The 25,899-nt window shown below is 66.2% G+C and carries 26 protein-coding genes and 3 pseudogenes; 16 read left to right on the forward strand and 13 right to left on the reverse strand.

The features are described 5' to 3' along the window. Positions 1-7: 7 nt before the first annotated feature. Positions 8-799: pseudogene (locus tag LIX00_RS11280) on the reverse strand (aldo/keto reductase); the annotation flags it as partial. 35 nt (positions 800-834) lie between these two features. Between LIX00_RS11280 and LIX00_RS11285 the strand changes: the two are divergent. Next, positions 835-1,104, forward strand: a complete 270-nt coding sequence (locus LIX00_RS11285) for a hypothetical protein (protein WP_227353287.1) — start codon at positions 835-837, stop codon at positions 1,102-1,104. A 202-nt stretch (positions 1,105-1,306) separates the two neighbouring features. Here LIX00_RS11285 and LIX00_RS11290 read toward each other — a convergent pair whose 3' ends face one another. After that, positions 1,307-1,774 (reverse strand): cupin domain-containing protein, encoded by a 468-nt coding sequence (locus tag LIX00_RS11290; RefSeq protein WP_227353288.1) that lies wholly within the window; start codon positions 1,772-1,774, stop codon positions 1,307-1,309. Positions 1,775-1,988: 214 nt separating this feature from the next. On the opposite strand from LIX00_RS11290, the gene LIX00_RS11295 reads away from it, so the two are divergent. Both LIX00_RS11295 and LIX00_RS11300 read left to right on the forward strand, forming a co-directional pair. Next, positions 1,989-2,309 (forward strand): 4Fe-4S dicluster domain-containing protein, encoded by a 321-nt coding sequence (locus LIX00_RS11295; protein WP_227353289.1) that lies wholly within the window; start codon positions 1,989-1,991, stop codon positions 2,307-2,309. Between the two features lie 114 nt (positions 2,310-2,423). Continuing rightward, positions 2,424-2,798 carry a hypothetical protein gene (locus LIX00_RS11300; RefSeq protein ID WP_227353290.1) on the forward strand — a complete coding sequence of 125 codons (375 nt, stop codon included), beginning with the start codon at positions 2,424-2,426 and terminating at the stop codon, positions 2,796-2,798. On the opposite strand, the gene LIX00_RS11305 is transcribed toward LIX00_RS11300, so the two are convergent. Both LIX00_RS11305 and LIX00_RS11310 read right to left on the reverse strand, forming a co-directional pair. Next, a complete protein-coding gene (locus LIX00_RS11305) occupies positions 2,795-2,980 on the reverse strand; it encodes a DUF6757 family protein (protein ID WP_227355720.1) in 186 nt (61 codons plus the stop codon). The two genes, LIX00_RS11300 and LIX00_RS11305, sit on opposite strands and share 4 nt — an antisense overlap. Before the next feature lie 17 nt (positions 2,981-2,997). Continuing rightward, positions 2,998-3,786, reverse strand: coding sequence for a PHP domain-containing protein (locus LIX00_RS11310; RefSeq protein WP_227353291.1), 789 nt, complete (start codon positions 3,784-3,786; stop codon positions 2,998-3,000). Positions 3,787-3,935: 149 nt separating this feature from the next. On the opposite strand from LIX00_RS11310, the gene LIX00_RS11315 reads away from it, so the two are divergent. Continuing rightward, positions 3,936-4,220: a DUF5789 family protein gene (locus tag LIX00_RS11315; protein ID WP_227353292.1), complete on the forward strand. Its 285-nt coding sequence runs from the start codon at positions 3,936-3,938 to the stop codon at positions 4,218-4,220. On the opposite strand, the gene LIX00_RS11320 is transcribed toward LIX00_RS11315, so the two are convergent. Next, positions 4,217-5,227 carry a DUF5784 family protein gene (locus LIX00_RS11320; RefSeq protein ID WP_227353293.1) on the reverse strand — a complete coding sequence of 337 codons (1,011 nt, stop codon included), beginning with the start codon at positions 5,225-5,227 and terminating at the stop codon, positions 4,217-4,219. The genes LIX00_RS11315 and LIX00_RS11320 overlap by 4 nt on opposite strands. A gap of 149 nt (positions 5,228-5,376) precedes the next feature. Between LIX00_RS11320 and LIX00_RS11325 the strand changes: the two genes are divergently transcribed. After that, positions 5,377-5,550: a DUF5786 family protein gene (locus LIX00_RS11325; protein ID WP_227355696.1), complete on the forward strand. Its 174-nt coding sequence runs from the start codon at positions 5,377-5,379 to the stop codon at positions 5,548-5,550. 22 nt (positions 5,551-5,572) lie between these two features. Here the strand turns inward: LIX00_RS11325 and LIX00_RS11330 are convergent, their stop codons facing one another. Continuing rightward, entirely contained in the window at positions 5,573-6,475 is a 903-nt protein-coding gene (locus LIX00_RS11330; RefSeq protein ID WP_227353294.1) for a YkgJ family cysteine cluster protein, read from the reverse strand. Positions 6,476-6,549: 74 nt separating this feature from the next. On the opposite strand from LIX00_RS11330, the gene LIX00_RS11335 reads away from it, so the two are divergent. From LIX00_RS11335 to LIX00_RS11360, 6 genes are all read left to right on the forward strand, one after another. Beyond that, positions 6,550-6,825 carry a DUF7967 family protein gene (locus LIX00_RS11335; RefSeq protein ID WP_227353295.1) on the forward strand — a complete coding sequence of 92 codons (276 nt, stop codon included), beginning with the start codon at positions 6,550-6,552 and terminating at the stop codon, positions 6,823-6,825. 110 nt (positions 6,826-6,935) lie between these two features. Beyond that, positions 6,936-9,347 (forward strand): lamin tail domain-containing protein, encoded by a 2,412-nt coding sequence (locus LIX00_RS11340; protein ID WP_227353296.1) that lies wholly within the window; start codon positions 6,936-6,938, stop codon positions 9,345-9,347. Positions 9,348-9,597: 250 nt separating this feature from the next. Continuing rightward, positions 9,598-9,801, forward strand: a complete 204-nt coding sequence (locus tag LIX00_RS11345; protein ID WP_227353297.1) for a DUF7561 family protein — start codon at positions 9,598-9,600, stop codon at positions 9,799-9,801. Positions 9,802-9,918: 117 nt separating this feature from the next. Continuing rightward, on the forward strand, positions 9,919-11,079 hold the full coding sequence (locus tag LIX00_RS11350; RefSeq protein WP_227353298.1) for a hypothetical protein: 1,161 nt from the start codon (positions 9,919-9,921) through the stop codon (positions 11,077-11,079). Positions 11,080-11,193: 114 nt separating this feature from the next. Then, on the forward strand, positions 11,194-13,491 hold the full coding sequence (locus LIX00_RS11355; RefSeq protein WP_227353299.1) for a cation:proton antiporter domain-containing protein: 2,298 nt from the start codon (positions 11,194-11,196) through the stop codon (positions 13,489-13,491). A gap of 54 nt (positions 13,492-13,545) precedes the next feature. After that, on the forward strand, positions 13,546-15,291 hold the full coding sequence (locus LIX00_RS11360) for a helicase C-terminal domain-containing protein (protein WP_227353300.1): 1,746 nt from the start codon (positions 13,546-13,548) through the stop codon (positions 15,289-15,291). Between the two features lie 136 nt (positions 15,292-15,427). Here LIX00_RS11360 and LIX00_RS11365 read toward each other — a convergent pair whose 3' ends face one another. From LIX00_RS11365 to LIX00_RS11375, 3 genes are read right to left on the reverse strand one after another with little or no spacing between them, the layout of a single operon-like run. After that, positions 15,428-16,426, reverse strand: coding sequence for a class I SAM-dependent methyltransferase (locus LIX00_RS11365; protein WP_227353301.1), 999 nt, complete (start codon positions 16,424-16,426; stop codon positions 15,428-15,430). Beyond that, on the reverse strand, positions 16,419-17,531 hold the full coding sequence (locus LIX00_RS11370; protein WP_227353302.1) for a 60S ribosomal export protein NMD3: 1,113 nt from the start codon (positions 17,529-17,531) through the stop codon (positions 16,419-16,421). The genes LIX00_RS11365 and LIX00_RS11370 overlap by 8 nt, the downstream gene beginning before the upstream one ends. A gap of 42 nt (positions 17,532-17,573) precedes the next feature. Then, on the reverse strand, positions 17,574-18,455 hold the full coding sequence (locus tag LIX00_RS11375; protein WP_227353303.1) for an NAD-dependent epimerase/dehydratase family protein: 882 nt from the start codon (positions 18,453-18,455) through the stop codon (positions 17,574-17,576). Between the two features lie 243 nt (positions 18,456-18,698). On the opposite strand from LIX00_RS11375, the gene htpX reads away from it, so the two are divergent. The 5 genes and pseudogenes from htpX to LIX00_RS25970 all read left to right on the forward strand — a co-directional run. Further along, entirely contained in the window at positions 18,699-19,571 is an 873-nt protein-coding gene (gene htpX / locus LIX00_RS11380) for a zinc metalloprotease HtpX (RefSeq protein ID WP_227353304.1), read from the forward strand. 42 nt (positions 19,572-19,613) lie between these two features. After that, positions 19,614-20,219, forward strand: coding sequence for a PspA-associated protein PspAB (pspAB, locus tag LIX00_RS11385; protein WP_227353305.1), 606 nt, complete (start codon positions 19,614-19,616; stop codon positions 20,217-20,219). A gap of 135 nt (positions 20,220-20,354) precedes the next feature. Beyond that, positions 20,355-21,386 carry a DNA repair and recombination protein RadA gene (radA, locus tag LIX00_RS11390; protein ID WP_227353306.1) on the forward strand — a complete coding sequence of 344 codons (1,032 nt, stop codon included), beginning with the start codon at positions 20,355-20,357 and terminating at the stop codon, positions 21,384-21,386. Positions 21,387-21,542: 156 nt separating this feature from the next. After that, positions 21,543-22,013, forward strand: a pseudogene (locus LIX00_RS26115) (hypothetical protein); the annotation flags it as partial. A gap of 73 nt (positions 22,014-22,086) precedes the next feature. Then, positions 22,087-22,443: pseudogene (locus LIX00_RS25970) on the forward strand (AI-2E family transporter); the annotation flags it as partial. Positions 22,444-22,517: 74 nt separating this feature from the next. On the opposite strand, the gene LIX00_RS11400 reads toward LIX00_RS25970, so the two are convergent. From LIX00_RS11400 to LIX00_RS11415, 4 genes are all read right to left on the reverse strand, one after another. Next, the gene (locus LIX00_RS11400; RefSeq protein WP_227353307.1) at positions 22,518-22,937 is read right to left on the reverse strand and encodes an iron-sulfur cluster assembly scaffold protein; all 420 of its coding nucleotides are present in this window, start codon (positions 22,935-22,937) and stop codon (positions 22,518-22,520) included. Between the two features lie 27 nt (positions 22,938-22,964). Further along, entirely contained in the window at positions 22,965-24,254 is a 1,290-nt protein-coding gene (locus LIX00_RS11405) for an MFS transporter (RefSeq protein ID WP_227353308.1), read from the reverse strand. 89 nt (positions 24,255-24,343) lie between these two features. Next, the gene (locus tag LIX00_RS11410; protein WP_227353309.1) at positions 24,344-25,198 is read right to left on the reverse strand and encodes an ArsR/SmtB family transcription factor; all 855 of its coding nucleotides are present in this window, start codon (positions 25,196-25,198) and stop codon (positions 24,344-24,346) included. Positions 25,199-25,248: 50 nt separating this feature from the next. Beyond that, the gene (locus tag LIX00_RS11415; protein ID WP_227353310.1) at positions 25,249-25,890 is read right to left on the reverse strand and encodes an HD domain-containing protein; all 642 of its coding nucleotides are present in this window, start codon (positions 25,888-25,890) and stop codon (positions 25,249-25,251) included. Between the last annotated feature and the right edge of the window lie 9 nt (positions 25,891-25,899).

A 25,899-nucleotide genomic window follows, 5' to 3' on the forward strand; every position in this document is an offset into this window, starting at 1 on the left:
GACGTCGTCGATTCCACGGGGCCTCGTCGGGGTCGACGAGGCGCTCTCCGCGGTCGAGAGCGTCGATAGCCGTCACGTCCTCGCGGTCGAGTTCGGGGACCGCGAGGTTCTCTCGAAGGTGGTCTTCGCCCGTCGATTTCGGGATGGGGACGACGTTCTCCTTCCGCTGGTGCCACGCGAGACCGACCTGCGTCGGCGTCGCGTCGTACTTTTCGGCTATCTCGCGGAGTTCGGGAACGTCGTCGGCGTCGCCCTTCAGAATGGGTGCGTACGCGACGAGTACGAGGTCGCGTTCTCGGGCGTAAGACCGGAGTTCCGCCTGCTGAAAGAGCGGGTGCATCTCGACCTGATTGGCGACGACGGGCGCGTCGAGAACCGCTCGCGCCTCGTCCAACAGGTCGGGCGTGAAGTTGCTCACCCCGACGTGGCGGGTCTTTCCCTCGTCGTAGAGTCGGTCGAAGGCGGGTAGGGTGTCCCCGGCGTCGTAGGCCCGCGTGGGCCAGTGGACGTAGAGCAAGTCGACCCGGTCCGCGCCGAGTCGGTCGAGGCTCTCGTCCGCGGTCGCGAGCACGTCGTCGTACGCGAGGTTGTCGGGGTGAATCTTCGTGGCGAGGAACACCTCCTCGCGGGGGACGTCGGCGCGAGCGATGCCCGCGCCGACCGCCGCCTCGTTTCCGTACATCTGCGCGGTGTCGACGTGTCGGTAGCCCAGTTCGAGCGCGGTTCGGACGGTCTCGGCGCACCGCTCGAAATCGTCGTTGCCGGACGTGCCCAGTCCGGGTGACGGTATCTCTATCACGTCGCCATCGAGGGGCGGGAGGGCGAAAAAGCTCGGTGTCCCGGAGGAACGCGGGCGGGTTTCGGCGCGGTGCGATTTCGTCGGGTTCGATCGTGGAAGCGGTCGAATCCGACTCGCTTCCGGTCGTCCTCGGTTTCGGGCTCCCTCGATGCGTCATCGCCGTCGGCTCTTCCCGTACAGTCGAAGCGAGGGGGTTCGAACCCCGCCGTCGAATCCACGCCGGGCGCGAACTCGCCCGTTTCGGCCTGCGAGTCGAAACGGTCTCCCGTCGGACGCGCGTTCCGTCGGCGGGGGTGACTTTGTGATTCGTTGTCGAACCCCTCGGTTTCCGGTGGAGAAGTTACGAGTAGGTTTTTCGGCCGCTTTCGTTTCGCGTGCGGTCGATCGCCCTCGGAATAGGGCATCGTTTCGGGTGGAACGGAGCGCGGTGTCGTCTGCGAGGGAGCGCTCCCTCCGGGTACGCACCCCCGCGTCGACGGCCCGAAGAACCGCGCCCGATACCCGAACTCAGTCGAACCGTCCGGTTTCGGCCCCGCACTCGATGCACAGCGTCACGAGCGCGTCCCTGTCCTCGGTCATCTCGATGGTGTTCGGAGTTCGTTCGCCGCAGTCGGGGCACTCGCGGCGCATCTCCACCAAGTCGGATTCGCGCGGCGCGCCGATCGCCAGCGCGACGACGCGCTCGTCGCCCTCGTTCACGCCCCGCTGGAACTCGCCGGGGCCGAACCGAACGACCTCGCCCGCCTCGACCGTCACTTCCCCGTCGTCCGTCTCGAAGGTGGCGGTGCCCGACTGCACGTAGAACACTTCCTCTTGCTCCTCGTGGGCGTGGTAACCGAACGCGAAGCTCTCGTCCGGCGCGAGTTCGTAGTAGTTGACCGCCACGTTCACGGCACCGAGGGGCTTCGAGAGCTCTCGTCGCACGTCGGCGGCGCTCATCCGCGCGTCGACCGCTTCGATGGTGACTTTCTCCATGCGGGCTTCTCCGGAACGGGTCGCCGTAAAACCACCCGCTGACAGCGGTCTGTTATTTAAAACCTTTGTTAGTCGAAAAACGGGAATCCGCGCCTACGGGTCGCTTCCGCCAGTTTTTAGCCTAACCTAAAAAATCGGGCGCGAACGAACCTTTAAGTTGAGAGCGGGGATTTAAGTACCTCTCCCCCGTTGCTTCGAACAGGTGGACGACCGTATGGCTATTGACCCACAATTCACTGAGAACCGCGAAAAAGTAGACGAGCACGAGGGCCACGACGTTTGGGGGCCGGTCGACGAACCCGAGCAACTCGGTATCCACGGCACGCACGTCGCGGTGGACTTCGACATTTGCATCGCCGACGGTGCCTGTCTGGAAGACTGCCCCGTGGACGTGTTCGAGTGGGTGGACTCCCCCGGACACCCCGAGAGCGAGGAGAAGGCGGACCCGGCCAACGAAGCGCAGTGCATCGACTGCATGCTCTGCGTGGACGTGTGCCCGGTCGACGCCATCGACGTGGACGCCGGTCGCGTCTGAGCGTCGATAACGAAAATCGCTCTTTGTTCTACCCTCGAACTTATTTATATCCTCGGTCCAATAGAGTGGTATGAACCCCAGCACCCTCCGACGAGGCAGTTCAAGGTGGTGGCCGTGAGTCCCGAGACGGAGCAACGAGACGACGTACTTTCGCTCGACCTCGGAGAGTCTCCGATGCCGTTCGACCCGGAGGGCGTCCTCGGCACCGACCACGACGGGGACGTGCTCACCGTGTTCACGGTCGCCGGCGGCGGTGCGTCACTGGTGCTCGCGCGCGAGTCCGCCGCGTCGGACCGACCGACCCCGCTCGACGAGGACGACCTCACGACGGCGCTCCGAACCGGCCTCGCCTACCTCTTCTGCGACGGCGTTCGGACGGTGCGAGTCCGGGCCGACCCGGACTCCGTCGCCGACGCGCTCGACGCGCTCGGCGGCGACGCGCTCCATCGCTACGAGGACGTGACGTTCACCGCAAAACTCGAAGATTAGTCCGGTCGGTCGATGTCCAGTTCCTGCCGCAGGGACGCCAGCGCCTCCGACTCCGCGAGGTCCTCGAATTGCTCACGGAAGTGCGCGTCGCAGAGGCCGACCTGCACGCCGCCCAGTTCCGGCGCGAACGACGCTGTTCGGTCACAGTAGTGACACCGCATGCGCCGGACTACGGTCTCCATCGAATTGAACCCTGCGCTCAGAGCGTCACCGCGCTCCGGAAGTGACGATACTCGGCCTTCGAGAGTCCCGCCCGTCCCAACTCGTGGTCGTGCGCGTCGCTCCCGCCGGTCGGGACGAGACCGTGGTCGGCGATGGCGCGCTCGACGGGTCGCGGATCGACCTCGCGCCCGTACGGGTAGTATCGCTCCACCGCGTCGAGTTCGGCCGTCAGCTCGAGCGCCGCCTCCGGGTCGTCGTACCGATAGGGGTGCGCTAACCCGACGAGTCCGCTCGCCTCGGAGAGCAGTTCGACCCCCCGGTCGAAGCTCGGCACGTCGCGGGCGACGTAGCACGGTTTGTCGGCGCCGATGAGGTCGGCGAACGCGCCTCCGAAGTCGTACTCGGCGTCCGGGTGGTCGTCGATGGCCCGGGCGATGTGCGGCCGACCGATCCCCTCGCGCGGTTCGAGGTCGAGGTCGATGCCGAGTCGGTCCTCGACGCGGTCGATGATGGCCCGCCCGCGCTCGACGCGGTCGGCCTGTAGTCGCTCCAGTTCGTCCGCGAGGTCGGGCGTCGGGTAGACTCCGTACCCGAGCAGGTCGACGTGCTGTCCGTCGGGCGCTTCCACCCGGAGTTCGATACCGTGAACGACCGTCACGCCCTCGACGGACGTGACGGGCGTCGGCAGGTCGGGATGCAACCGGTCGTGGTCGGTGACGGCGACGACCGACACGTCCGCGGCCCGCGCGGTGGAGGGAACTTCCTCCAACTCCATCGCTCCGTCGGAGTTAGTCGTGTGGACGTGAAGGTCGGCGAAGACGCTCATACACGGTTTCGGTCGTACGGCAGGAAGGGACTTGCGGTGCGTAACGGCGGCGTTCCGGGTACGTGATTATACTGATTGTACATCCTTATATTCGTGGTGATTCATTGGCGACAAAGTTTATAATGAACTTTACTGTCCATCAGTTTACGATGACGCTCAAGCAAGCGACCGAGTTGCTCGACGCGCACCAGTATCCGACCGACACCGAGCAGCTGATAGAGGCCCACGGCGACTACGAAATCGACCACCCGAACGGAACCGAGACGCTCAGCGACGTGTTCGGTCGCGTCGGCAACGAGACGTACGAGTCCGCGGAGCAGGCCCGCGAAGCGATGTACTGCGCGCTCGGCCACGAAGCCGTCGGTCGCCGCCACTACAGCGACCGCGACCCGACGACGATGGGGACGCTCGGCCCGGAGCAGGTGTCGTTCTAAACCCACTCGACCGCTCGGTTCAGCGACAGCGGCACCGACCCTTTTCTGTACGCTTCGACGCGCCCGGAGGGTCGAGCGCGGAAGACGACGGCGGGTCGATGGCGGACGCCCGGTCGCTCGCCGACGACCGCGGACCACTCGTCGTCCCGGAAGCCGGAGCAGTCCACGAACAGCACCGCGCCGCCTCCGTGTTCGCGCAGTTGACCGGTCGATTTCGTCGCCGCCGTCTCGCGCACCGCGGCGACCGGCGTGTCAGCGGCCCTGCGCGTGGGGGGGTTCGGTCGCGTGACCTCGACGAGCGGAGACTGGCCGCCGTCGCGCGGGACGGCGCGGAAATCGAGGGAGTGTCCGGTCGTCACCTCGATTTCGGGCTCGAGGTCGTAGCCCGCGTCCACCAGCAGCTTCCCGACGGTGAACTCGCTCATCGCGGCGCTCATGCGAGTTTCGTCGACGTACTCGCTGGTGCCGAGCTTCGACGCCATCGTGTAGCGGTGGTCGTCCAGCGCCCCGGTGCGGAGGAATCGCTCGTAGAACGAGAGCGCCTCGTCGCGCGTCGCGTCGGGGAAACCGGCGGCGTGGTCGCGGAAGAACGTCCGCGACGTCTTCCGACCGTCCTTGGAGAAGAGAACCGGCAGGAAGAACCACGAGAGGTAGTCGTACTCGGCCAACCACGGGGATTCGACGGCGAGGTCGGCGAGCAGTTCGCGCTGACCCCACCGGGCGACCGGATACGGCACCTCGTCGAACGTGTACTTAGTCGTGCGCCAGAGGGCGGGCGGCGTCTCGGTGTTCCCGAGCCAGAACGCGCGGTCGTCGTCCCACGCGAACAGCGCCACGTCGCCGTTGTCCATCTCGAACCGAACCGCGTCGAAGCCGTTCGGTTCGACGTAATGCGGCGTCGTCGAGCGCGCGCCGACTTTCGAGTCGAGGTGCGCGTACAGCTGGGAGGTGATGCGGTCGTCGTTCCACCGCTCCGGAGAGCGGCGAAAGCGGAGCGGGCTTGCCACGTGGGACGGTAGTAACCGTGAGCGTTTACGTGTTGTGCACGCCCCGTTACGCGCCGCTGTCTCCGTCTGACGATTTTCCAACTTGGTCGAATGATGTGAATATCCGTTACATTAATAACCAATTGCCGCCAAGTATGAGTGTGGTTGTCATGTCAATGGGTGCCTATGACGAAGATGAGCACGAGCGCCGTGAGCGCAAGAACAGTACCGTAGACGCGAGTTTCGACGACGTACGCTCGGATTATCACGGGACTGTGGAGTACGACTCCGGCGACTCGGCGGAAGACCTGCTCAAGCAGTTCGAGAAGATAAAGTCCCAGTAGCTCGGCGGTTTTCCGTTCGCACTCACCACCCGGGGGTGGGTGGTGCGCCGCGTTCTTCCTCGACACGCTTCGTTACCGCCGGGTCCGGCTCGTCGTCCGCCGCCATCGCCTCCCACTCGGCGGCGGCCCGTCCGACCCACGAGTCCGCCGCGCGCGCTTTCACCAGCGCGTCGTCGTACGCCTCGCGGTCGGTGCCCGTCGTTCCGGGCCGCCCGGCGACGGCGGCGGCGACGAACCGGGCGCGGTCGTCGTCGGTCGACTCGTCAGCGAGCAGGCGGTCGACGACCCCCCGCAGTTCGTCGGGGTCGGGGTAGACGAAGACCTTCTCGCCGATGGCCTGCGGGCCGAGGAGGAGCCCCGAGAGCGCGCGCGGCGGTTCGTCGTCCAGCAGGCGGTCGCCGCCGAAGGCCGCTTCGACCCGCTCGCACTCGGTCTGTTGGCCGAGTTTGAGGTTGTGTCCCGGGTACTCCGCGCACTCCGTCGGATACGTCTCCTCGTCGTGGATCCGACACTGGAGCGTCTCCGGGTCGAGGAAGGCGCACGTCGGGAGCCACGCCGGGACGACGGCGTCCGAGTCGTCGGAGCCGTCGGCGTCGCCGGAGTCGTCCGAGTCGCCGACTCCGAAGGGTGCGACCGGTTTCGGCGGTTTGCGGAGTCCGAGGAAGAAGGCGGGTTTCCCTTCGATGGCGGCCAGTTCGACGCCGTCAACCTCGACGCCCGACTCGTCCTCCCAGAGTCGGGGCGTCAGGGCGTCGGCGAGTCCGGCGTCGAGAAAGGCTCGGACGTCGCCGCGGGTGAGCGGAACGAGGTTGTAGGCGTCGTCCAGCGGTTTCCGCGCCCCCCGGCGCTCGTGCTCGGAGGCCTCCGGCGCGATGGCGCGCCAGTCGATACAGCAACCGGCGCATCCCTCGCAGTTCACTTCCATGGCGTCGGTCGTACGAGATTGAGTGGCATAAACCGTGCGACCGGAATTATGTGCCTCCGCCTACGACTACGGGCATGGACGACAGCGTGCGCGTCTGGCTGGTCGAGCGAACCTACTCGGACGACGAACAGAACCTCATCATCCTCGTCTACGCGACGCCCGACGGAACGCGGTACTTCCGGAAAGAGCGGGCCCTCCCGAGTTTCACCGGGTCGGCTCGCCCGACGCTCGCGGCGCTCGACGTGTCGCCCGACCAGTTGGGGTCGGTGGACGACGAGGAGACGCGGGAGCGGTACGCGAGCGAGGCCGGTCGAATGGCCGACGAACACGACCTCGACGACGAGATCTGATACTGACGGCGTTACAATCCGTACTCGTACGTAGCTATAAGTATGCGAACGTGTAATATACGTTGGAATATTAGAATAATTCATGTGATTTCGGTCGTTATCTTCAGACGATGCGAAGACGCACATTCATGTCCGCGCTCGCAACCGCCACGGCCGCGGGGTCGATCACCGCGACCGTAAGCTCCGACGTGCGGGCCGCCTCGGGCCAGATTTCGCCGCTCGAATGCTACTCGACGTCGAGTTTCCTCGACCACGCGTACGGCGAACTGACCGACGGTTCCGTCGTCGCCGTCTGGGCCGAGGGCACCGCCACGAACGGCGACGGCGACGGAAACGGCGACGCGACGCTCTACGGCGAGAGTACGGCGATTCCGCTCGTCGTCGCCGACTGGAACGTCGTCGCGTTCGGTTCGACGCTCGTCGAGGACGGTTCCAACTGGCAGCGGGGCAACGAGGAGTTCGTCCTCAACGTCTGGGACGACGAACTCGGCGGCTCCGGCACCGTCCTCTGGGACGAGGGCCACGGCCAGTACTACACCCTCTCCAAGTTCTCGAACTTCGAGAGCTACGCCGAGGACAACGGCTACACCGTCGCGGCGACGACCGACCTCTCGAACGACCTCGGTTCGGCGGACGCGGCGGTCGTCACCTCGCCGTCCACCGCCTTCACTACCAAAGAACTGAGCGCCCTCGGCGACTTCGTCGCCGGCGGCGGTTCCCTGTTCCTCCACGGCCAGTCCGACTACGGCGACTACGACGAGACGGCCAACCTGAACGACGTCGCGGGGTATCTCGAACTCGCGTTTCGATTCAACGACGACGAGGTGCTCGACGCGTCGAACAACGGCGGTGCCGACTACAAGCCGGTGACCGACCGCTTCAACACCTCGTTCGACTACTTCGGCGACCGCGCCGGTCTGGGTCTCGACAAGAGCGAGACGTACACCGTGGACGTGACCTCGGTCACCGACGGCGACACCGTGGACGTGCAGTTCAGCGACGGTTCGACCGAGAGCGTCCGCATCCTCGGCATCGACACGCCCGAGAAGTCGTCGAACAGCCAGCACGAGCGCCCCGAGGAGTGGGAGGGTATCGAGTCGATGGACTACCTCGGGACGTGGGGTTCGAACGCGACCTCCTACGCGCAGGGCGAACTCGGCGGGAAGACGGTCGAACTCTCCTTCGACGAGAACGAACCCGTGCGCGACGCCTACGGTCGGGTGCTCGGCTACGTCCACTACGACGCGGACGGGGACGGTTCGCGCGACGCGTTCTACAACCGCAACGCGGTGCGGGACGGCTACGCCCGCGTCTACGGCTCCGGCTTCTCGCACCACGACGACTTCCGGTCGGCGGAGGCGACGGCCCGCGCGAGCGGCACCAACGTCTGGGGCGCGAGCGACCCCGAGAACTCCGCGGAGATTCGCAACCGCGCGGTGGACGACCTGTTCTTCCCGACGACGGCGAGCGTCCGCACGTCCGCGGGCGCGGTCGCCGACTCCCGCGTCCCGGTGTACGCCGAGAGCACGGCCGCGCAGAGCGGCGGTTACGCCTACGGCGGCGACATCCCGCTCGTGGCGGTGGACGAATCGGCGAACGTGGCGATGGTCGGGAGCCCCCTCATCGACGAAGCCTACGAGAAGGCCGAGGGCTTCGCGGTCGACACGTCGGGGTACGAGAACTTCGTCTTCCTGACGAACCTCGTCGACTACCTCGCCGACACGACGGGCGACGTGCTCATCGACGGCGGCCACGGCCAGTTCGACGCGGGGTACGCGCTCTCGAACGAGGACGCCGCCTACTACCAGCGGTTCCTCGAAGGCGTCGGAATCGGCTTCGAGCAGTCGAACGACCTCGACACCTTCGACCTCTCGGGGTGGCGGGCCGTCGTCGTCACGACGCCCGTCTCGGCGTTCACGCAGGCGGAGATCGACGCCCTCAACGGCTTCGTCGCGGACGGCGGTGCGGTCGTCCTCGTCGGCGCGGGCACCGCCCCGTCGAGCGCCCGCGCGAACCTGAACGACCTCGCGTCCGCGCTCGGCACCGACCTGCGACTCAACGGCGACCAGGTGACCGACGGCACGAACAACGTCGACGGTGACTCGGCGATTCCGACGACGACGGTCTTCGACGCGTCCTTCCCGCTGTTCGACGCCTACGCCGGTTCGGGCGGCGGTGGCGGCGGCAGCGGCGAACTCTCCGTCGTCCGGATTCACGCGGACGCGTCGGGCGACGACACGAACAACCTGAACGACGAGTACGTCGTCTTCGAGAACACCGGCGGCTCCAACCTCGATTTGACCGGCTGGTACGTGGAGGACGAAGTCCAGAAGCGGTACGACTTCCCCGGCGGTTTCACCCTCGCGGCGGGCGCGCGGGTGACGCTCCGCTCCGGAACCGGCACGGACACCCAGACCGACCTCTACTGGGGCCGAACCGGTTCGGCGGTGTGGAACAACGGCGGCGACACCGTCTACGTCTACGACGACTCCGGCAGCCTGCACACCAGCAAGTCGTACTGAGCCGCACCAATACACACGTTCGGTTTCGCTCTTTTCCGGCGGTTCAGGACGGTCCGGAGATGAGTCTCCGATTAGGGAGTTCTTCGTGACGACGTTCGCGCTGCCTCTCGTTCACGTTCGTTCGCGGAAACCCCGCTGGGCGCTTTGCCTCGTTCACCGGTGTGGACGTCCGGCGGCTGGTCGGCCAAATCGACTCCGCACCTCGCAATCGCCCGAACGTTCTTTCTTCCGCCCGTTCCAACCGTCTCGTATGGCCTCCGAAGAGTGCGACGGCTGCGGGGCGTCGGTACCCATCGCGGGCGGCATCGCCGACCTCTGGAACGCGAACCGGAAGTCGTCCGGCGGGATGACGCTGGAGTTCGAGGACGGGAGCGAACACTTCCTCTGTTACGCCTGCATCGAGCGGTTGCCGGACTACCCGACCGAGGAGGACGTGGCCGAACTGGCCGAGTAGGACGTCGATTCCTCCGACGCTGGCGGTGCCGCGGTGCCGAGGGCGGTCGCCCCCGCGTCGAATCGACCGCCCCGCCGGTCGCAATATTGACCCGTTCTCGCGCCCTTACTACCTGTTGTGAGGGGGTTTCACTTCGGGTCGGTGTGGGGGATTCCCGTTCGAATCGACGCCAGCCTGCTGTTGGCGCTCCCCGTCGTGGGATGGTGGATTCAGCGCGGCGTCTCGGTTCGGGTCTGGATAGACGTTCTCACCGCGATTTCGCCGCACACGCTCGTCTACTCGTCCATCGACACGGGGGTGACGCCGTGGCTCATCGGCACGAGCGTCTTCTTCGGCTTCGCGGCGAGCCTCTTCGCCCACGAATTGGCGCGCGTGTGGATGGCGAGGCGGTACGGCGTCAACACCCGGTACGTCCTCCTCTGGATTTTCGGCGGCCTCTCGGAGTTCGAGTACGACCCCGTCTACTTCGAACACGAGACGCCCATCGCGCTCGCCGGAATGGTCGCGAGCGCGCTTCTCACCGGAATTTTCACCGCCATCCTCTGGTTGCTCCCCGGCACCACCCCGGAGTTCGTGGCGTCGTTCGGTATGCTCGCGATGTTCAACGGCGTGGTCTGGCTCGTCAACCTGTTGCCCATCTTCCCGTTCGACGGCGCGCTGTTTCTTCGCTCGCTGGTGGTCCGCGTCGCGGACGTGAAAACGGCGACGCGGGTCGCGAGCCTCGTCGGGCAGGCGCTGGCCATCGGGATAATCTTCTACGCCGCGGTCGTGCTCGGCAACGTCCTCCTGGGTCTGGTCGCCGTCTTCTTCTACTTCTCGTCCGTCTCCGAACACCAGTCGGTGTCGAACTGGTCGTTCCTCGACGACATGCCCGTGTCGGCGTTCGTGCGGCGGAAAGCGGAGTGCGTTCCGTCGGGAACGCTGGTGGAGGACTTCCTCGCCGACGAACGACCGGACCTCGACGAGATAACCGCGTACCCGGTGTGCGACGGCGACGGGACGCCGGTCGGCGTCCTCACGACGACCGCACTCCAATCGTGGGAACGGCGAGCGAGACCCTCGAGCACGACGAACGTCGGCAAACTCGCGTCGGAGGACGCCGTCGCCGTTCGACCGGACGAAAACGCGTTCAGGGTCTACCTGCTACTTCGGGAGGATACGAAGTACGTCCTCGTATCGTACCCGGACGAGATCGGCGTCCTGACCAAACCCGACTTCCTCCACATGCTCGAGACCAGACAGGAGATCGCCGGCGTGCGGCCGACGACCTGGCCGTAACGCCGGTCGCGCCGTCGGGAATCCGTTCCGGCCCCCGGAGCAGTCAAGGCTATGTTCTTCCGTGTTCTCTTCCCTATCAGGTCGCAAAGACCACAAGTGGGGACGAGGGTTATCATGTTACTCGAAACGGCGAGCGGAGTACTTCCGCCGCTCAACGAACATCAGCTACTGTACCTGTTCGTTCAGCTGTTCCTGCTGTTGTTCACCGCTCGCATCCTCGGCGAAGGAGCGAAACGCGCTGGTCTTCCGTCCGTGTTGGGGGAGTTGCTCGCGGGAATCGTGCTCGGGCCGTCGCTGCTGGGTGCCGTCGCGCCCGGTCTGTTCACCGCGCTCTTTCCGCAGAACGCGGTGCAGTACCACCTGATAGAGGTCGTGTCGTGGATCGGCCTCCTCATGTTGCTCGTCGTCACGGGCTTCGAAACCGATCTCGACCTCATCGCCAAAGAGGCCAAGCCGGCGACGTACACGGCCGGCGCCGGAATCATCATCCCGTTCGCGATGGGATTCGGGTTGGCGTATCTCCTCCCGTCGCAGTTCCTCGCCGCCGATAACCAGCGACTCGTGTTCAGCCTGTTCATAGCGACTGCGCTCTCCATCTCTGCGATTCCGGTCATCGCGAAGGTGCTGATCGACATGGGAGTCATCGACCGCGACATCGGGCAGATAACCATCGCGTCGGGGATGATAAACGACACCGTGGGGTGGATCTTGCTCGCCGTCGTCGCCAGCCTCGCCCGAAGCGGGGGCGGCGAGGCGTTCGGCACCGCGGGCGAGACCATCGTCCTCTTGGCGCTCTTCCTCGGCGTCGCGTTCCTGCTCGGCGGGAGGGTGATTCGCTGGCTCTTCCGCTGGGTCGACACCCACATCGCGGGCGACCTCGCGCTCCCGACCACCGTTATGGTGCTCGCGCTCGGCGTCGGGTCGATCACCCACTACCTCGGCTTGGAGGCCGTTCTCGGCGCGTTCGTCGTGGGCATCCTCGTCGGTCGAGTCAAGCGGTTCGACCAGGCCGCGCGGCACACGTTCGAGGTCATCGCGCTCGGCATCTTCGCCCCGATATTCTTCGCGACGGCCGGACTGCGCGTCGACCTGACGGCGCTGCTCGCCCCGACCGCGTTTCTCGCCGGAGTCGCCGTGCTCGCGGTCGCCATCGCCGGCAAGTTCGTCGGGTCGTTCGTCGGCGCGAAACTCGCCGGGATGTCGAACTGGGAGGGCATCGCGCTCGGGTCGGGCCTGAACGCGAGGGGGGCGCTGGAGATAATCGTCGCGACCATCGGGATAAGCGTCGGAATCCTCACCGGCACGATGTACACCATCATCGTCATGGTCGCCATCATCACGTCGTTGATAGCGCCGCCGCTGCTCCGGTCGTCGCTCGCCCGCGTCGAGATATCCGAGGAGGAGGCGGAACGACTCGCCCGGAAGGAACGGGAAGAACGGAGTTTCCTCGGAAACATCGTCAGCGTACTGCTGCCGACCCGCTGTAGCGTCGACGCGCTGTTGGCGGCGCGGCTACTGGGACACGTCGCCCGGAGCCGGGACATGGAGGTGACGTGCACGTACGTCACGTACGACGAGGAACGCGCGACGAGCGGCGGTTCGCTGACGCGGCGCGTGAAGCGGGCGCTCTCCATCGCTCGGCCGCCCCCGCAACGGACGGAGATAGACGGAGGTATCGTCCAATCGACGGCGGAGTCCGACGAACGGGCCGACGCGTGCCTCGAATCGATGGGCGAGCAGTTTTCGCTGCCGTCGAACCGGGTGCGCTCGACGGTCCGGAACGTGACTGAGAACGCGAGCGACGCGGTTCTCGGCGAAGCCAACCGGGGCTACGACCTGCTGGTTCTCGGGGCGGGACGGGGGCCGCGCGGAACGAGCGGCGCGCTGTTCAGCACCGAAATCGACGACGTGCTCCAGGCGAGTCCCTGTCCGGTGATGGCCGTGAGCGCCAACGGGCCGAACGTGGAGCGGTCGCTCCGAGACGGCGCGATACGGCGCATACTGCTGCCGACCGTCGGTACCGAGTACAGCCTCCAAGCCGCCGAAATCGCGTTCGCCATCGCGAGCGAGTGCGACGCGCAGGTCGAAATCCTGTACGTCGTCAATCGATCGCAGGTCGAGGAACCGCTCGTCGGCGAAACCGACCTTCACGAGGCCATCGAGTTCGGCGAGGACATCGTCGACAGGGAGGCCGAACTCGGACGACAGATGGACGCCGACGTGACCACGAGGGTGTCCATCGGCGACAGGCCGGAGCGGAGCGTCGTCGAGCGGGCGATGGTGGAGGAGACCGACCTCATCGTCCTCGGCACCGAAACCCGTCCGGTGTCCCGGCGCGCCTTCCTCGGCCACCGAACCGAACACATCCTACGAAACGCCCCGTGTTCGGTCGCGGTCGTCAGTTCCACCTGACCCCCGTCTCCCGAATCGGCAGGTTTTACGCCCCTCCTCGCCGTTGGGCTAACAGTGAACCCCGAGCGGATTATAGACGAGTTCCCCGCGCCCTCCTTTCGCGGCAACCAGCGAGACGCCCTCGACGACGTTCGAAACGCCTTCGAGGGCGGTAACGACGTGGTGCTGGTGCGCGCGCCGACGGGGAGCGGCAAGTCCCTCCTTGCGCGCTCCATCGCGGGGTGCGCCCGCCGCGCGGACGAGGCCGCGCCGAGCGACGCGACGGGGGCGTACTACACGACGCCGCAGGTGTCCCAACTGGACGACGTGGCGAGCGATAATTTGCTCGACGACCTGAAGATAATCCGCGGCAAGCGAAACTACTCCTGCATCCTGCCGGGCGAGCGCGACACCCCCGTCGATAGAGCGCCCTGCGCCCGGGAGAAGGGGTACGACTGCTCGGTGAAACACCGCTGTCCGTACTTCTCCGACCGCGCCATCGCCAGCAACCGCGAAATCGCGGCGATGACGCTCGCCTACTTCATGCGCACCGCCGGGTCGGAGGTGTTCCGCAAGCGCGACGTGGTGGTCGTCGACGAGGCTCACGGCCTCGCGGAGTGGGCGGAGATGTACGCGACCATCGACCTGAACCCCCGCACGGTGCCCATCTGGGACGACCTGAAGGTTCCCGAGGTGACCGGCCTCAACAGGGCGGTGGAGTACGCCGAGCGCCTCGCGGGAACCTGCAAGCGCCGGAAGGACGACCTCGTCGCCAAGCCTGAACTCACCGCCCCGGAGGCGGCCCGGCGCGACCGATTCCAGGAACTCGTCTCCGAGTTGGACTGGTTCGTGGAGGACTACCGCAACCCCGACAGCGCGACGGAGTGGGTGGTCGACCAACCCGACGGGGAGGGCGGCCCCGTCACCATCAAGCCGATGAACCCCGAGCGCTACCTCTCGCACACCGTCTGGGAGCGCGGGAACAAGTTCGCGCTCCTCTCCGCCACCATCCTGAACAAGGACGCGTTCTGCCGGCAGGTCGGCCTCGACCCCGCCCGCGTCGCGCTCGTGGACGTGGGCCACACCTTCCCCGTCGAGAATCGCCCGCTGTACGACGTGACGCAGGGAAAGATGACCTACGAGCGCCGGGAGGAGACCCTGCCGAAAATCGCGCGAACCGTCGTCCGCGTCATGCAGGCCCACCCGAACGAGAAGGGTATCGTCCACGCTCACTCCTATCACATCCAGCGGAAACTCGCCGAGAAACTCCGCGAGTTCGGCGTCGGCGACCGCGTCCGCGCCCACGAACGCGACTCCCGCGACGCCGACCTCGAAGCGTGGAAGGCGACCGACGACTCGGACGTGTTCCTCTCCGTGAAGATGGAGGAAGCCCTCGATCTGAAAGGCGACCTCGCGCGCTGGCAGGTGCTCTGCAAGGCTCCGTTCCTGAACACCGGCGACTCGCGGGTCGCCCACCGACTCGAAGACGGCCAGTGGGCGTGGTACTACCGGGCCGCGCTCCGCACCGTCATCCAGGCCTGCGGGCGCGTCGTTCGGTCGCCCGACGACTACGGCGCGACCTACCTCGCCGACTCCAGTCTCCTCCAGTTGTTCGACCGCGCGCGCACCGACATGCCCGACTGGTTCGCGGAACAGGTGGACCGGATGTCGCACCCCGACCTGCCGGAGTTCGACCCCGGCGGCGCGGGCGGCGACGGGAGCGGGGCCGGCGGCGCCGGTCGGAGGACGGAGGGCGAGTCGCGGACGCGACGCTCGCGCGACCGGAAGAGCCCGATGGCGGACGTGTGGGACACCGAGTAGCGAACGCCGGTCAGAACAGGGTGACGGTGTAGGCGACCGCCGAACTCAGCATCAGCAGGACGAAAAACAGCGATATCAGCTTCTGTCGGAGGTTTTCCATACGAAAGACGATAGTTCGAGGGGAATAAATCTTCGGTCACTCGACCCGCGCGTCCACGACGACGTGCCAGACGCCCTCGCTGTGGCTCTTGACCCGCCTGCGGTCGAGCACCTCGATTTCGCGCCCGCGCTCGCCGGCCGCCTCCCGGATTCGCTCGACGGGTCGCTCCCAGAGTCGATTCTCGGGGGTCGTCTCGTGCGCGTGGAGGACGCCGCCGGGTTCCAGCGCCGCCAGCGCGGTGTCGAGGTACTCGTGGGCCTCGTAGTATCCCATGACGACGCGCTCGGCGCTCGCGTCCACGTCCCGGCAGTCGGCCCGATAGGCGTCGATTCTGCCGGTCACGTCGTTCAACACGGCGTTTTCGAGGAGGAACTGGAAGGCGGTCGGGTTGCGCTCCACCGCCGTCACCCGCGCTCCGGCGCGAGCCATCGGAAGCGCGAAGTAGCCGACTCCGGCGAACATGTCGAACACGCGCTCGTCGGGTTCGACCACCTCGCCCATCCGGACGCGTTCGCGCTGGTTGCCCGGAGCGAACATCACTTCCCGCAGGTCGAGGGCGTACTTCGTCCCGTGCTCGGTGTGGACGGTCTCGGTGTCGCCCGACCCCGCGACGACCGTCACCTCCGGTTCGCGGTGTTCGCCCGAGATGCCGCCGCGCGCGAGCACCGTGTCGGCCTCCCCGTGCAGTTCGAGGAGCGCCTCGCCGACCTCCTCTCTCCGGGGGCAGTCGCCGAACCGCACGAGCACGACGCTTCCGACGACGGCCCACGAGTTCGGCGCGCGAGCGAGTTCGTCGTCCGACCACCCCCGCGCTCGGAGGCGGGATTCCAAATCGGGGAGACGGCGCTCTGCGGTCGCCTGCTCGACGACGTCGAGAACCGGCGTGGTCTCCGGCGCCCGTGTCACGGGTAGTTCGACCGTCTCGTCGTCGTGCTCGCGCACCTTTCGGGAGTCGTCGTAGACGCCTTCCGACGCGAGGTCGTCGATGGCGTCCTCGGCGCGCGATTTCTCGACCAGCGCGGCGAGATTACGCATCGGGCACCACGTAGAGACCGGTACGGCTCTTGAACACCGGCACCGTCTCGGCGTCCTCGTCCATGTACGAGGGGCGGGCGATGGTCTTCGTCTGGAACGTCTCCGGGTCGAGCACCTGCACCGCGCGTTCGTCCTCCACCGCCACGAGGGTGGTCTCTTGTCCGTCTTCGAGGGTGCCCAGCTTTAGAGCGTCGGGGGCGTGACCGTCCTCGAATCGAGCTTCGTACTCCTCGCCGGTCGTGATTCGCCTGCCTTTCAGGTTCCCCCGCACGCTTCGGACGAGCACCGGCCCTCCGTCGTCGTCCGGGTCGATGATGTCGCCGGGCGTGAACGGCGGGAGGCGGACGGCGTAGGTGACGCGGTACACCTCGTTGCCGTCCTCGTCCTCCGTGACGAGCGTCTCAGAGTCGGAGACGTTGCCGCCGAACTCCTCGACCAGTTTGTTCGATATTTTCTTGCCGATGTTGTTGGTCGAGACCTTGATGTTCAGCCCGTCCGGCGTCTCGTCCATCTCGGTAACGAAGGCGTTTCGGTCGCCGGTCGACTCCATGTCGGCGACTATCTCGTTCGCTATCTCGCGGGCGCGCCGCTCCTCTTCCGGCGTCGGCGTTCGGTCGACGCCCCGAACCTGGACGATGCTCGCGTAGTAGTCGCCCGCGATGCGACCGCACCGGGTGCAGGTCTGGCGGGAGATTCTGACGGGGACGACCACCTCCTCTTCGACGAGCGTCCCGCGGACGACGCCCGAGAAGTAACAGTGCATCCGGATGGTGTTCTGGTCCACCTGCTCGGGGTCGACCTGCCACGACACGTCCTCCGCGTCGACGTGGACCCCGAGCGATTCGCTCACCTCCTCGACGGCGACGTCGGTGTAGTCGCGCGCGCCGACGTCCACCCAGCGTCGCCCTCGATACACCGCACCGCACTGGGCGCACACTCGTACCTCGATTCGCTCCGGGGCGTCCACGAGGTCGAAGCGGTCGAAGTAACAGGCGTCACAGAGCTTCCGCTCTCGGCGGGACGCGGACGCCGGATAGTCCCGTTCCGCGGCGTCCACGGAGAGCGGTTCGCCGCAGTTCGGGCAGAACTCCCGAGACTCGGTCATTACCGGGCGTAGGGCGCTCTCACTTTTAAACCTGTAGAACGCTCACGCGAGGATGGTGCTGTTCTCGTCCATCGAGTCGCGCCACGTGTTGGTCGGTCGCCACCCGAGCATCGACCGAATCTTTTCCGTCGAGAGCGCCGAGTCGTTCCCCGTGACCCCGCACTCGTCGGGGAGTCCGCCGAAGAACTCGCGGAGGGCGTCCTCGATGGGTCGGTCGAGATAGTTGTCCTCCGCGCCGACGAGAAACGGTTCGTGACCCTCGAACCCCGCCGCGATGGCGCACTCGATGGCGGTCGCGACGTCCCGAACGTCAACGTACGACCAGAAGTTACCGGCCCCGGCCGCGAGGTCGCTCCGGGCGTCGAGACAGTCGTACTCGCCGGGAAACTGCACCCACGACGCGCGAATCGACGCGACGGGAACGTCGTACCGACGGGCCACCATCCTGCCGATCTCCTCGCCGACGACCTTCGACGTTCCGTACGGGTCTTCCGGACGGAGCGGATACGACTCGTCCAGCGGTAGGTACTCGGGAAGCGACGGCGCTCCGGAGAGCGGAAAACCGTACGCGCTCTCGCTCGACGCCCACGCGATGCGGGCGTTCGCCCGACCCGCCGCGGTGAGAACGTTGTACGCGCTGATGACGTTGTTCTCGAAGACGCGCATCCCGGCGTGGCGCTCCGGCGACGGGAGGGGCGTCCAGTGGACGACCGCGTCGGGATTCTCGCTCGAAACGACGTCCGCCATCTCGACCTGTTCGGTCAGGTCAGCAGTGCGAAACGAAAGCCCCCGACGCTCTTCGAGTTCCCACTCCGTTCGGGAGAGACCGACGCAGGTCACGTCCCACCCCCGTTCCGCGAGATGAACCGCGAGCCACCGGGCGGTACGGTCGAGACTCCCGGCGACGAGAGCCGTCCCGGTCATCGCCGTACCCTCGCTGGTCCGTAGGTAGACATGCTCGTTCGTAATCCGCGTTCGTGGGTAAACGTTCTGGCTCCCCGGGGGAGAAACCATCTATTTCGGCGGCGTTCGCGCCGCTGTGGCGCATTTTCACCCAGATTTGAACAACAGGTTTGGTCGGTTCTCGTCCGTTTCGCTCGCCGGGCGTGCCACTTTCTCGCACTCACGACGAATACTTATAAACGGTCGGAATGCCTAGATTGGGGCATGAAGTGGAAAGCAGACTGGGGACTTCGTGCCAGGATGGGCCTGACGATGTTCCTGTTGTTCGCGCTATACATCGTGTTCATCGGCGTACTCGCATACATGAGGCTGAGTGTGTTGGTGATCGCGCTCGTGTTCGGAGGTTTCTCGCTCGCCCAGTTCTTCTTCAGCGACCGCCTCACGCTGTGGAGCATGGGCGCACACGAGGTGAGCGAGGAGGAGTACCCGCAACTGCACGCGATGGTGGGCCGCCTCTCGCAGCAGGCCGACCTGCCGAAACCGAAGGTGGCCGTGTCCGACCAGCGAGTTCCGAACGCCTTCGCCACCGGCCGCTCGCAGAAGAAGGCCGCCGTCTGCGTGACGACCGGACTGCTGCAGACGCTGAACCAGGAGGAGTTGGAGGGCGTCCTCGCCCACGAACTCGCGCACGTCAAGAACCGCGACATGATGGTGATGACCATCGCGTCGTTCCTCTCGACCATCGCGTTCATGGTCGTCCGCTGGGGCTGGTTGTTCGGCGGCGGCGACCGGCGCAACCAGGCGCCCATCTGGGTCGCCATCCTCGCGTCGCTCGTCGTCTGGATCGTCAGCTACATCCTCATCCGGGCGCTCTCGCGCTACCGCGAGTTCGCCGCGGACCGCGGCGGGGCGACCATCACCGGGAAGCCCTCGGCGCTCGCCTCGGCGCTGATGACCATCGACGGGCGGATGGACAAGGTGCCGAAAGAGGACCTGCGCGAGGAGGCGGAGATGAACGCCTTCTTCATCATCCCCATCAGGAGCGGGTTCATCGGGCGACTGTTCAGCACGCACCCGAGCACCGAGCGCCGAGTCGAGCGACTCCGCGAGATGGAGCGCGAGATGGAGTCCTATTAACGACCGTCCCCCTTTTTCTTCTCGCGCCCGTACCCCTTCGCCATGGGACTGCTGGACGGACTCCGCGAAGTGCTCGGGATTCGCGCCGAGACGGACGCCGGACGCGACGCCGACCCCGAAGACCTCTTCGGCATGAGCACTGCCTACGTCACGATGGAGGCCGACCTCGGATACGAACCGGTCGGGATGGCCGCGCTCTGCTTCTCGCAGGTCGACAGCGCGGACTTCCGCGAGGCGGTGGACGAGGTGCACGCGATCCTCGAAGCCGGGAAGGAGGAAACCGGAACGGAGGCGCGTGCGCACGAGGACGACCACGGCTACTCGTGGGTCATCCTCGAAGACGACGACTTCGAGGACCTCGTGACCAGCCTCCACTTCGCCGCGGACACGTTCGTCGAGGAGGGGTACGGGTCGCGCCTGCTCGCCGCGCTCTTCGGATTCCGGCGCGACGGAAACTACGTCTACTGGGTGTACTCGTTCCGCAGGGGGGCGTACTACCCCTTCGCGCCGACGTCCGGCCACGACCGCGACTCCTCCGCGGAGTTCAAACTGGAGAGCAACTTGGACGGGGAACTCGAAGTCGAGTCCGACAAGGAGTACTGGTACCCCCTCTGGCCCGACCGCTCCGGCGAACATCCGTGGCAGTAGTCCGCACACTACCGCGGCCTCTTCTCTAAAACTTGCCACCTCTTCCCTCGGACGTCTCGTTTCCGTCTTCCATTTTCACTTTCGGTCCGGTGTTAACGGGGGTTTATATGATGGGGGGCACAAGGAGCAGGTACGATGGCAGACGCAGACCTCGAAGCGCTGCCGGGTGTCGGCCCGGCGACGGCAGAAAAGCTCAACGATGCAGGATTCGACTCCTATCAAAGTCTCGCGGTCGCCAGCCCCGGCGAACTCGGCAACACCGCCGACGTGGGCGAGAGCACCGCCGCTGATATCATCCAAGCCGCGCGGAAGGAAGCCGACATCGGCGGCTTCGAAACCGGCTCACAGGTACTCGAACGCCGGGAGCGAATCGGCAAACTCAGCTGGCAGATCGACGAGGTGGACGACTTGCTCGGCGGCGGCGTCGAGACGCAGTCCATCACGGAAGTGTACGGCGAGTTCGGTGCCGGTAAGTCGCAAGTCACCCACCAGCTCGCGGTGAACGTCCAACTCCCCCGCGAACAGGGCGGTCTCCGCGGGAGCACCATCTTCATCGACAGCGAAGACACGTTCCGCCCGGAGCGCATCGACGACATGGTTCGCGGACTCCCGGAGGAGGCCATTCAGGCCGCCATGGACGACCGCGAAATCGAAGGGTCGCCCGATGACGACGCGGCGATGGACGAACTCATCGACGACGTCCTCGACAAAATCCACGTCGCCAAGGCGTTCAACTCCAACCACCAGATGCTCCTCGCGGAGAAGGCCCAGGAGCTCGCAGGCGAGCACGAAGATAGCGAGTGGCCCGTCCGCCTCCTCTGCGTGGACAGCCTCACGGCCCACTTCCGCGCCGAGTACGTCGGTCGCGGACAGCTCGCCGAGCGCCAGCAGAAGCTTAACAAACACCTCCACGACCTGGATAAGGTCGGCAACCTCTACAACACCGCTACGGTCGTGACGAATCAGGTCTCCTCCAACCCCGATTCGTTCTTCGGCGACCCGACCCAGCCCATCGGTGGTAACATCCTCGGTCACAAATCGACGTTCCGGATGTACCTCCGCAAGTCGAAGGGCGACAAGCGTATCGTCCGCCTCGTGGACGCGCCGAACCTCGCGGACGGCGAAGCGGTCATGCGCGTGCAGGACGGCGGGCTGAAGCCCGAATAGACGGCGACCGACGAACCGGCCCGCAGCCTTTTCGCCGACAGACCCTAGCCGCGGAATATGCGCGCTCGTACCGGCTTCGCCGTCGTACTCACGAGCATCCTCGTCGCGCTCTCCGTTCTCATCGTCGAACCGTTTCTGAGCTACGTCTTCGCGGCGATGCTGTTGGGGTTCGTCCTCTATCCGGCGCAGCGGCGGCTCGCTCCGGTCGTCGGCCAGCGCGTGGCCGCGTTCGCGCTCGTCTGTTTTTCGGTCGCGCTCGTCGTCGTTCCGACCGGGCTGTTCCTCCGAACCGCGCTGGAACAGGTCGGAAACGTCCCGACCTCGATGCGAGAGCTACCGGCGTTTCGACCGCTCGAAGAACTGCTCCGGCGTCGATTCGGTCTCGAAATCCAGGTCGGTGCGCTGGTGGGGCGGCTCCTCGACCGACTCGCCAGCGCGGCAACCGGTCGAGCGTCGCGAGTCGCGCGCTCCGGTCTCCACGCCGCTCTCGGGATCCTCTTGCTCCTGTTTCTCCTCTACTATCGCCTCAAGGACGGCGACGAGCTCGTCCGGTGGGCGAAGCGGGTCACGCCGCTCGTGCGACCCGTCCAGGACGAACTGTACGAGGAGGCCGAGGATGCGACGTGGGCGGTGTTGAAGGGGCACGTCTTCGTCGCCGTCGTACAGGGATTCGTGTCCGGAATCGGCCTTCTTCGTCGCCGGCGTTCGGAACGCCGCCTTCGGGACGATGGTGATGATGTTTCTGGCGATGGTTCCGATAATCGGCGTCGCGCCCGTGCTGGGCGGTGCGACCGTCTACTTGCTGACGGTCAGTCGGCCGCTCGCGGCGGTGTCGTGGATGGTGTACGGGATGACCGTCGTCGCGGCCACCGACGACTACCTGCGGGCGCTCGTCATCGACAGGGCGTCGTCGCTCCACTCGGCCACCGTTCTCGTCGGGGTGTTCGGCGGGGCGTACGTCTTCGGCGCCATCGGACTGTTCGTCGGACCGATTCTCCTCGCCCTCTCGAAGGCGACGGTCGAAGTGTTCGCCGACTACTACGACCTCGCCGGGTAGGGTTATTCGCCGCTCCGTCGAGAAGAGAGCGAAAGAAGAGAATCGCGGCGAAACGGTGCTCTCGGGTTCGGAATCTAGTCTTCGGTCGTCGTCCGGTCGAGTTCCTTCTCCCCCTCGTAGATCTCCGCGCCGTCTTGGACGACCTTCTCGGCGAGCACCGCGCACTTCACTCGCATCGGGCTGATCTCCACCCCGAGCATGTCGATGACGTCGTCCCTGTCCATCGCGTCGACTTCGGCGAGCGTCATCCCCGGGAGCTTCTGGGAGAGCATGCTCGCGCTGGCCTGACTGATGGCGCAGCCGTCGCCCCGGAACGCGACGCGTTCGACGGTTTCGCCGTCGTCCCCGAGCACCACGTCGAATTCGAGTTCGTCGCCGCAGGAGGGATTGACCCCCTCGTGGGTGAAACTCGGCTGTTCGAGTTCACCGTAGTTGCGCGGGTTCCGGTAGTGGTCGAGAATCTGCTGCCGGTACATGTCCGAACCCATGCTCATAGTTGCATCTGAGTAGGCGAGTCCGGCCTAAAAGGATTCCGACGATTCGGCCCGCGGCGGGCGGGCCAGCCCGTATCGCTCGCCCTCGATGTCCTCGACCGTCGACAGGCCGCGGAGCAAGGGGTGTGCCAGCCAGTACAGCGAGAGGAAGACGAAACCGAACCCCGCGCAGGTCACGACCGCGCCGCTTCCGACGGAGTCGCCGGCGATACCGCCGAGGAGCGCCCCGACGGGCATCGCGCCCGCGGAGGCGCTGGCGTTCACGGACGCCACGCGCCCCATGAGGTCTTCGGGGACGACGGACTGTATCATCGCGGCGAAGATGACGTTCGTCGCGCCGACCGGAATCCACGCGACGAAGAACAGCCCCACGGTCGCCGGGAACCAGCCAACCGCGACCGCGGCGAGCCACGCGACCCCGCCGAAGGCGAACCCGGCGACGCTCAGGCTGGCGAGCGAGAACCGCTTCAGCGGCGTCGCCGCGAGCGACCCGACGAGCAGTCCGCCGACGATGCCGGCGAGCATGAATCCGTACGCGTCGGGGCCGCCGTTCGCGTTCGCGTAGGCCGGGAGCACGGCCATCGTGGTGCCGACGGTGAAGTTGACGACGAGGCTGGCGGCGAGCAGCCAGACGAGCACCGACCCGCGAACGTAGCGAATCCCCTCCCGAAGCCGGGTGAGATAGTCGTCCACGGCGGTGGTGACGCCCCCGTCCCCGTCGTCCGACTTCTCGGCCGACTTCTCGGCCGCCGGAACGCGGACGGTGAGGAAGACGAGCGCGGCGGCCGCGAACGTCACCGAGTCGACGAGGTAGAGCGACACCGCGCCGACCAGCGCGACGAGGACTCCGCCGAGCGCGGTGAAGGCGAAATCGACGCCCTGATAGGCGAACGAGAACGCCGAGTTGGCCTCGACGAGTTCGTCTCTGTCGACGATTCGAGGCAGCGCGGCCTGCTGCGCCGGGTAGACGAACTGGTTCAGGAGCGAGACGACGGGCATCACGACGAGCACGACCCAGACCGAAAGCCGGCCCGTCGCGGCGGCGAGCGGGATGGTGAGGACGAGTATCGCCTGCGCGACCTGCGTCGCGACCAGCACTCGTCGAAGCCGCCATCGGTCGACGAACGGTCCCACGAGAAACTGGAGCGTCTGCGGGAACATGGTCAGAAAGCCCGCCAGCCCGGTGTAGAACGACGAACCGCCGAGTTCGAACGCGAGCCACATCGCCGCGACGGCGTAGACGCTGTCGCCCGCGTTCGTTATCAACCGACCCGCGAAGAGTCGGGCGAACGCCCGATTTCTGAACACGGAGTGCATGGGCGAGAGCAGGCGTCCTCCCCGAATATATGTTAGCAGAAATACATTTCTGTAAACGCGCCGGCCGAAACGCGCTTCTGTAACGTCAGTTACCCTTGTCGGACGGCGACCTTCAGGTCGCTATCCACGGTGAGTTCGAGTTCGTCGCCGCCGAGTTCGACCGTGTACTCGACCGACAGCGGGTCCTCCGAGACGATTCGGGCGTCGTCCTCGCCGAGCCATTCGAGTTCCCACGCGGAGTCTCGGCTCAGGTCGACGCCGCGGTCGTAGTGGAACGCGACGACCGCCGGGTGCTGGAGGAGGTACGTTCCGACGTTGCCGGACACGTAATCGCCGCAGCGTTCGCAGACGAACTCGACGCCGGCCGTCTGGTCGTCGCCGAAGTGCTCCGAGTCGGTGACGAGCGCCCCGACCGTGCGCCCCGAGCAGTTCAGACAGATTCCGTCGGCCGCGACCGAGAACGCGTTGCGGAGCCACCGCTCGAACGTTCGTGGGAGGTCCTCGACGCTCCGACCCTCGAAGGCCCCCGGCGGAAACCCGAACATCGCCCGCTGCTCGTCGCAGGACGAACAGCGAACCGTAACCATCTCCTCCTCGTACTCCGCCTCCAGCGTCCCGCCGCACTCGATGCACCGCGTATCGAGTTCGAACGTCGCCGATTCCCCGTGGCGGGTGTACGTTCCGGAGAGAATCGCCCCGATGACCCGGTGCCCGGCGAACGGAAGCTGGTACTTCCCGTCTTTCTGCCGGACGAACAGCCCGACGAGCTTGTTCAGGTGGTAGTTGAACTGACCGCTGTCGCGGAGTGCGATCCGGTCGTGAAGCTCGGAGAACGACAGGGGTTCGTCGGCCTCCCACAGCGCCCGAACGATGTCGATTCGGGTGTCGTTCCCGAGGAGGGAGAACGCCTCCTCCGGGGGGATAGCTCGTTCGTCGGAGTCCATAGCACGTCGTGCGCCGGAGGGCTGAAAAGTTTTCAGTCTTCCGTCCTCGGTCAGCGCTCCCCGGTCGCTTCGCGCTCGAAGCGGTCGACGAACTCGACGACGAACGCCCGGCGCTCGTCGGCCAACTCCCGGCCCGCGTCGGTGTACATTCGCTTCGGAAGCCGGAGAATCTTCTTGTGGAAGTGGTTCACGGCGGTCGAACCGGCCCGCGTGTCGTCCGTTTCTATCGGTCGGTCGGGGTCGTACAACGGTTTGCCGTGTTCGCCGCTGTAGCAGAAGTTCCGCGCGATTCCGACCGCGCCGAGGGCGTCCAAGTTGTCGGCGTCGGAGAGGAGCTTCGCTTCCAGCGTCCGGGGTTCCACGTCGTTCGAGAAGCGGTGCGCCCGGATGCAGTGTTGGACGGCTTCGACGAACTCGCGGTCGCGGTCGAACTCGGCGAGGATCCGTCTCGCTTCCCTCGCGCCCCACTCGGCGTGGTCGTCTATCTCCCCCCGGTCCTCCCGCTCTCGCCCGATGTCGTGGAGCCAGACCGCGGTGAAGAGAACCGTCTCGTCAGCGTCGTACTCCTTGACGAGCGTCTCCGCGAGCGTAGCGACTCGCCGGACGTGGTGCCAGTCGTGGGCGGGGGCGACGTTCTCGAAGTAGGTCTTCGCCCGAGCGCGAACCGCGTCCGGGAGGGACCGGGTCGTCATCCGTCTCTG

The sequence above is a fragment of the Haladaptatus salinisoli genome (genome assembly GCF_020614375.1).
Classification (GTDB): domain Archaea; phylum Halobacteriota; class Halobacteria; order Halobacteriales; family Haladaptataceae; genus Haladaptatus; species Haladaptatus salinisoli.

Excerpts from the sequence above, each read along its gene's own strand:
- LIX00_RS11315 (WP_227353292.1), top strand. The coding sequence starts at position 3,936 with ATGACGCTCAAGCAAGCGACCGAGTTGCTCGACGCGCACCAGTATCCG.
- LIX00_RS11290 (WP_227353288.1), bottom strand. The coding sequence starts at position 1,774 with ATGGAGAAAGTCACCATCGAAGCGGTCGACGCGCGGATGAGCGCCGCC.
- LIX00_RS11345 (WP_227353297.1), top strand. The coding sequence starts at position 9,598 with ATGGCCTCCGAAGAGTGCGACGGCTGCGGGGCGTCGGTACCCATCGCG.
- pspAB (WP_227353305.1), top strand. The coding sequence starts at position 19,614 with ATGGGACTGCTGGACGGACTCCGCGAAGTGCTCGGGATTCGCGCCGAG.
- LIX00_RS11415 (WP_227353310.1), bottom strand. The coding sequence starts at position 25,890 with ATGACGACCCGGTCCCTCCCGGACGCGGTTCGCGCTCGGGCGAAGACC.
- radA (WP_227353306.1), top strand. The coding sequence starts at position 20,355 with ATGGCAGACGCAGACCTCGAAGCGCTGCCGGGTGTCGGCCCGGCGACG.
- LIX00_RS11375 (WP_227353303.1), bottom strand. The coding sequence starts at position 18,455 with ATGACCGGGACGGCTCTCGTCGCCGGGAGTCTCGACCGTACCGCCCGG.
- LIX00_RS11295 (WP_227353289.1), top strand. The coding sequence starts at position 1,989 with ATGGCTATTGACCCACAATTCACTGAGAACCGCGAAAAAGTAGACGAG.
- LIX00_RS11355 (WP_227353299.1), top strand. The coding sequence starts at position 11,194 with ATGTTACTCGAAACGGCGAGCGGAGTACTTCCGCCGCTCAACGAACAT.
- LIX00_RS11330 (WP_227353294.1), bottom strand. The coding sequence starts at position 6,475 with ATGGAAGTGAACTGCGAGGGATGCGCCGGTTGCTGTATCGACTGGCGC.
- LIX00_RS11305 (WP_227355720.1), bottom strand. The coding sequence starts at position 2,980 with ATGGAGACCGTAGTCCGGCGCATGCGGTGTCACTACTGTGACCGAACA.
- LIX00_RS11400 (WP_227353307.1), bottom strand. The coding sequence starts at position 22,937 with ATGAGCATGGGTTCGGACATGTACCGGCAGCAGATTCTCGACCACTAC.
- LIX00_RS11340 (WP_227353296.1), top strand. The coding sequence starts at position 6,936 with ATGCGAAGACGCACATTCATGTCCGCGCTCGCAACCGCCACGGCCGCG.
- LIX00_RS11325 (WP_227355696.1), top strand. The coding sequence starts at position 5,377 with ATGTCAATGGGTGCCTATGACGAAGATGAGCACGAGCGCCGTGAGCGC.
- LIX00_RS11335 (WP_227353295.1), top strand. The coding sequence starts at position 6,550 with ATGGACGACAGCGTGCGCGTCTGGCTGGTCGAGCGAACCTACTCGGAC.
- LIX00_RS11410 (WP_227353309.1), bottom strand. The coding sequence starts at position 25,198 with ATGGACTCCGACGAACGAGCTATCCCCCCGGAGGAGGCGTTCTCCCTC.
- LIX00_RS11405 (WP_227353308.1), bottom strand. The coding sequence starts at position 24,254 with ATGCACTCCGTGTTCAGAAATCGGGCGTTCGCCCGACTCTTCGCGGGT.
- LIX00_RS11310 (WP_227353291.1), bottom strand. The coding sequence starts at position 3,786 with ATGAGCGTCTTCGCCGACCTTCACGTCCACACGACTAACTCCGACGGA.
- LIX00_RS11365 (WP_227353301.1), bottom strand. The coding sequence starts at position 16,426 with ATGCGTAATCTCGCCGCGCTGGTCGAGAAATCGCGCGCCGAGGACGCC.
- htpX (WP_227353304.1), top strand. The coding sequence starts at position 18,699 with ATGAAGTGGAAAGCAGACTGGGGACTTCGTGCCAGGATGGGCCTGACG.
- LIX00_RS11370 (WP_227353302.1), bottom strand. The coding sequence starts at position 17,531 with ATGACCGAGTCTCGGGAGTTCTGCCCGAACTGCGGCGAACCGCTCTCC.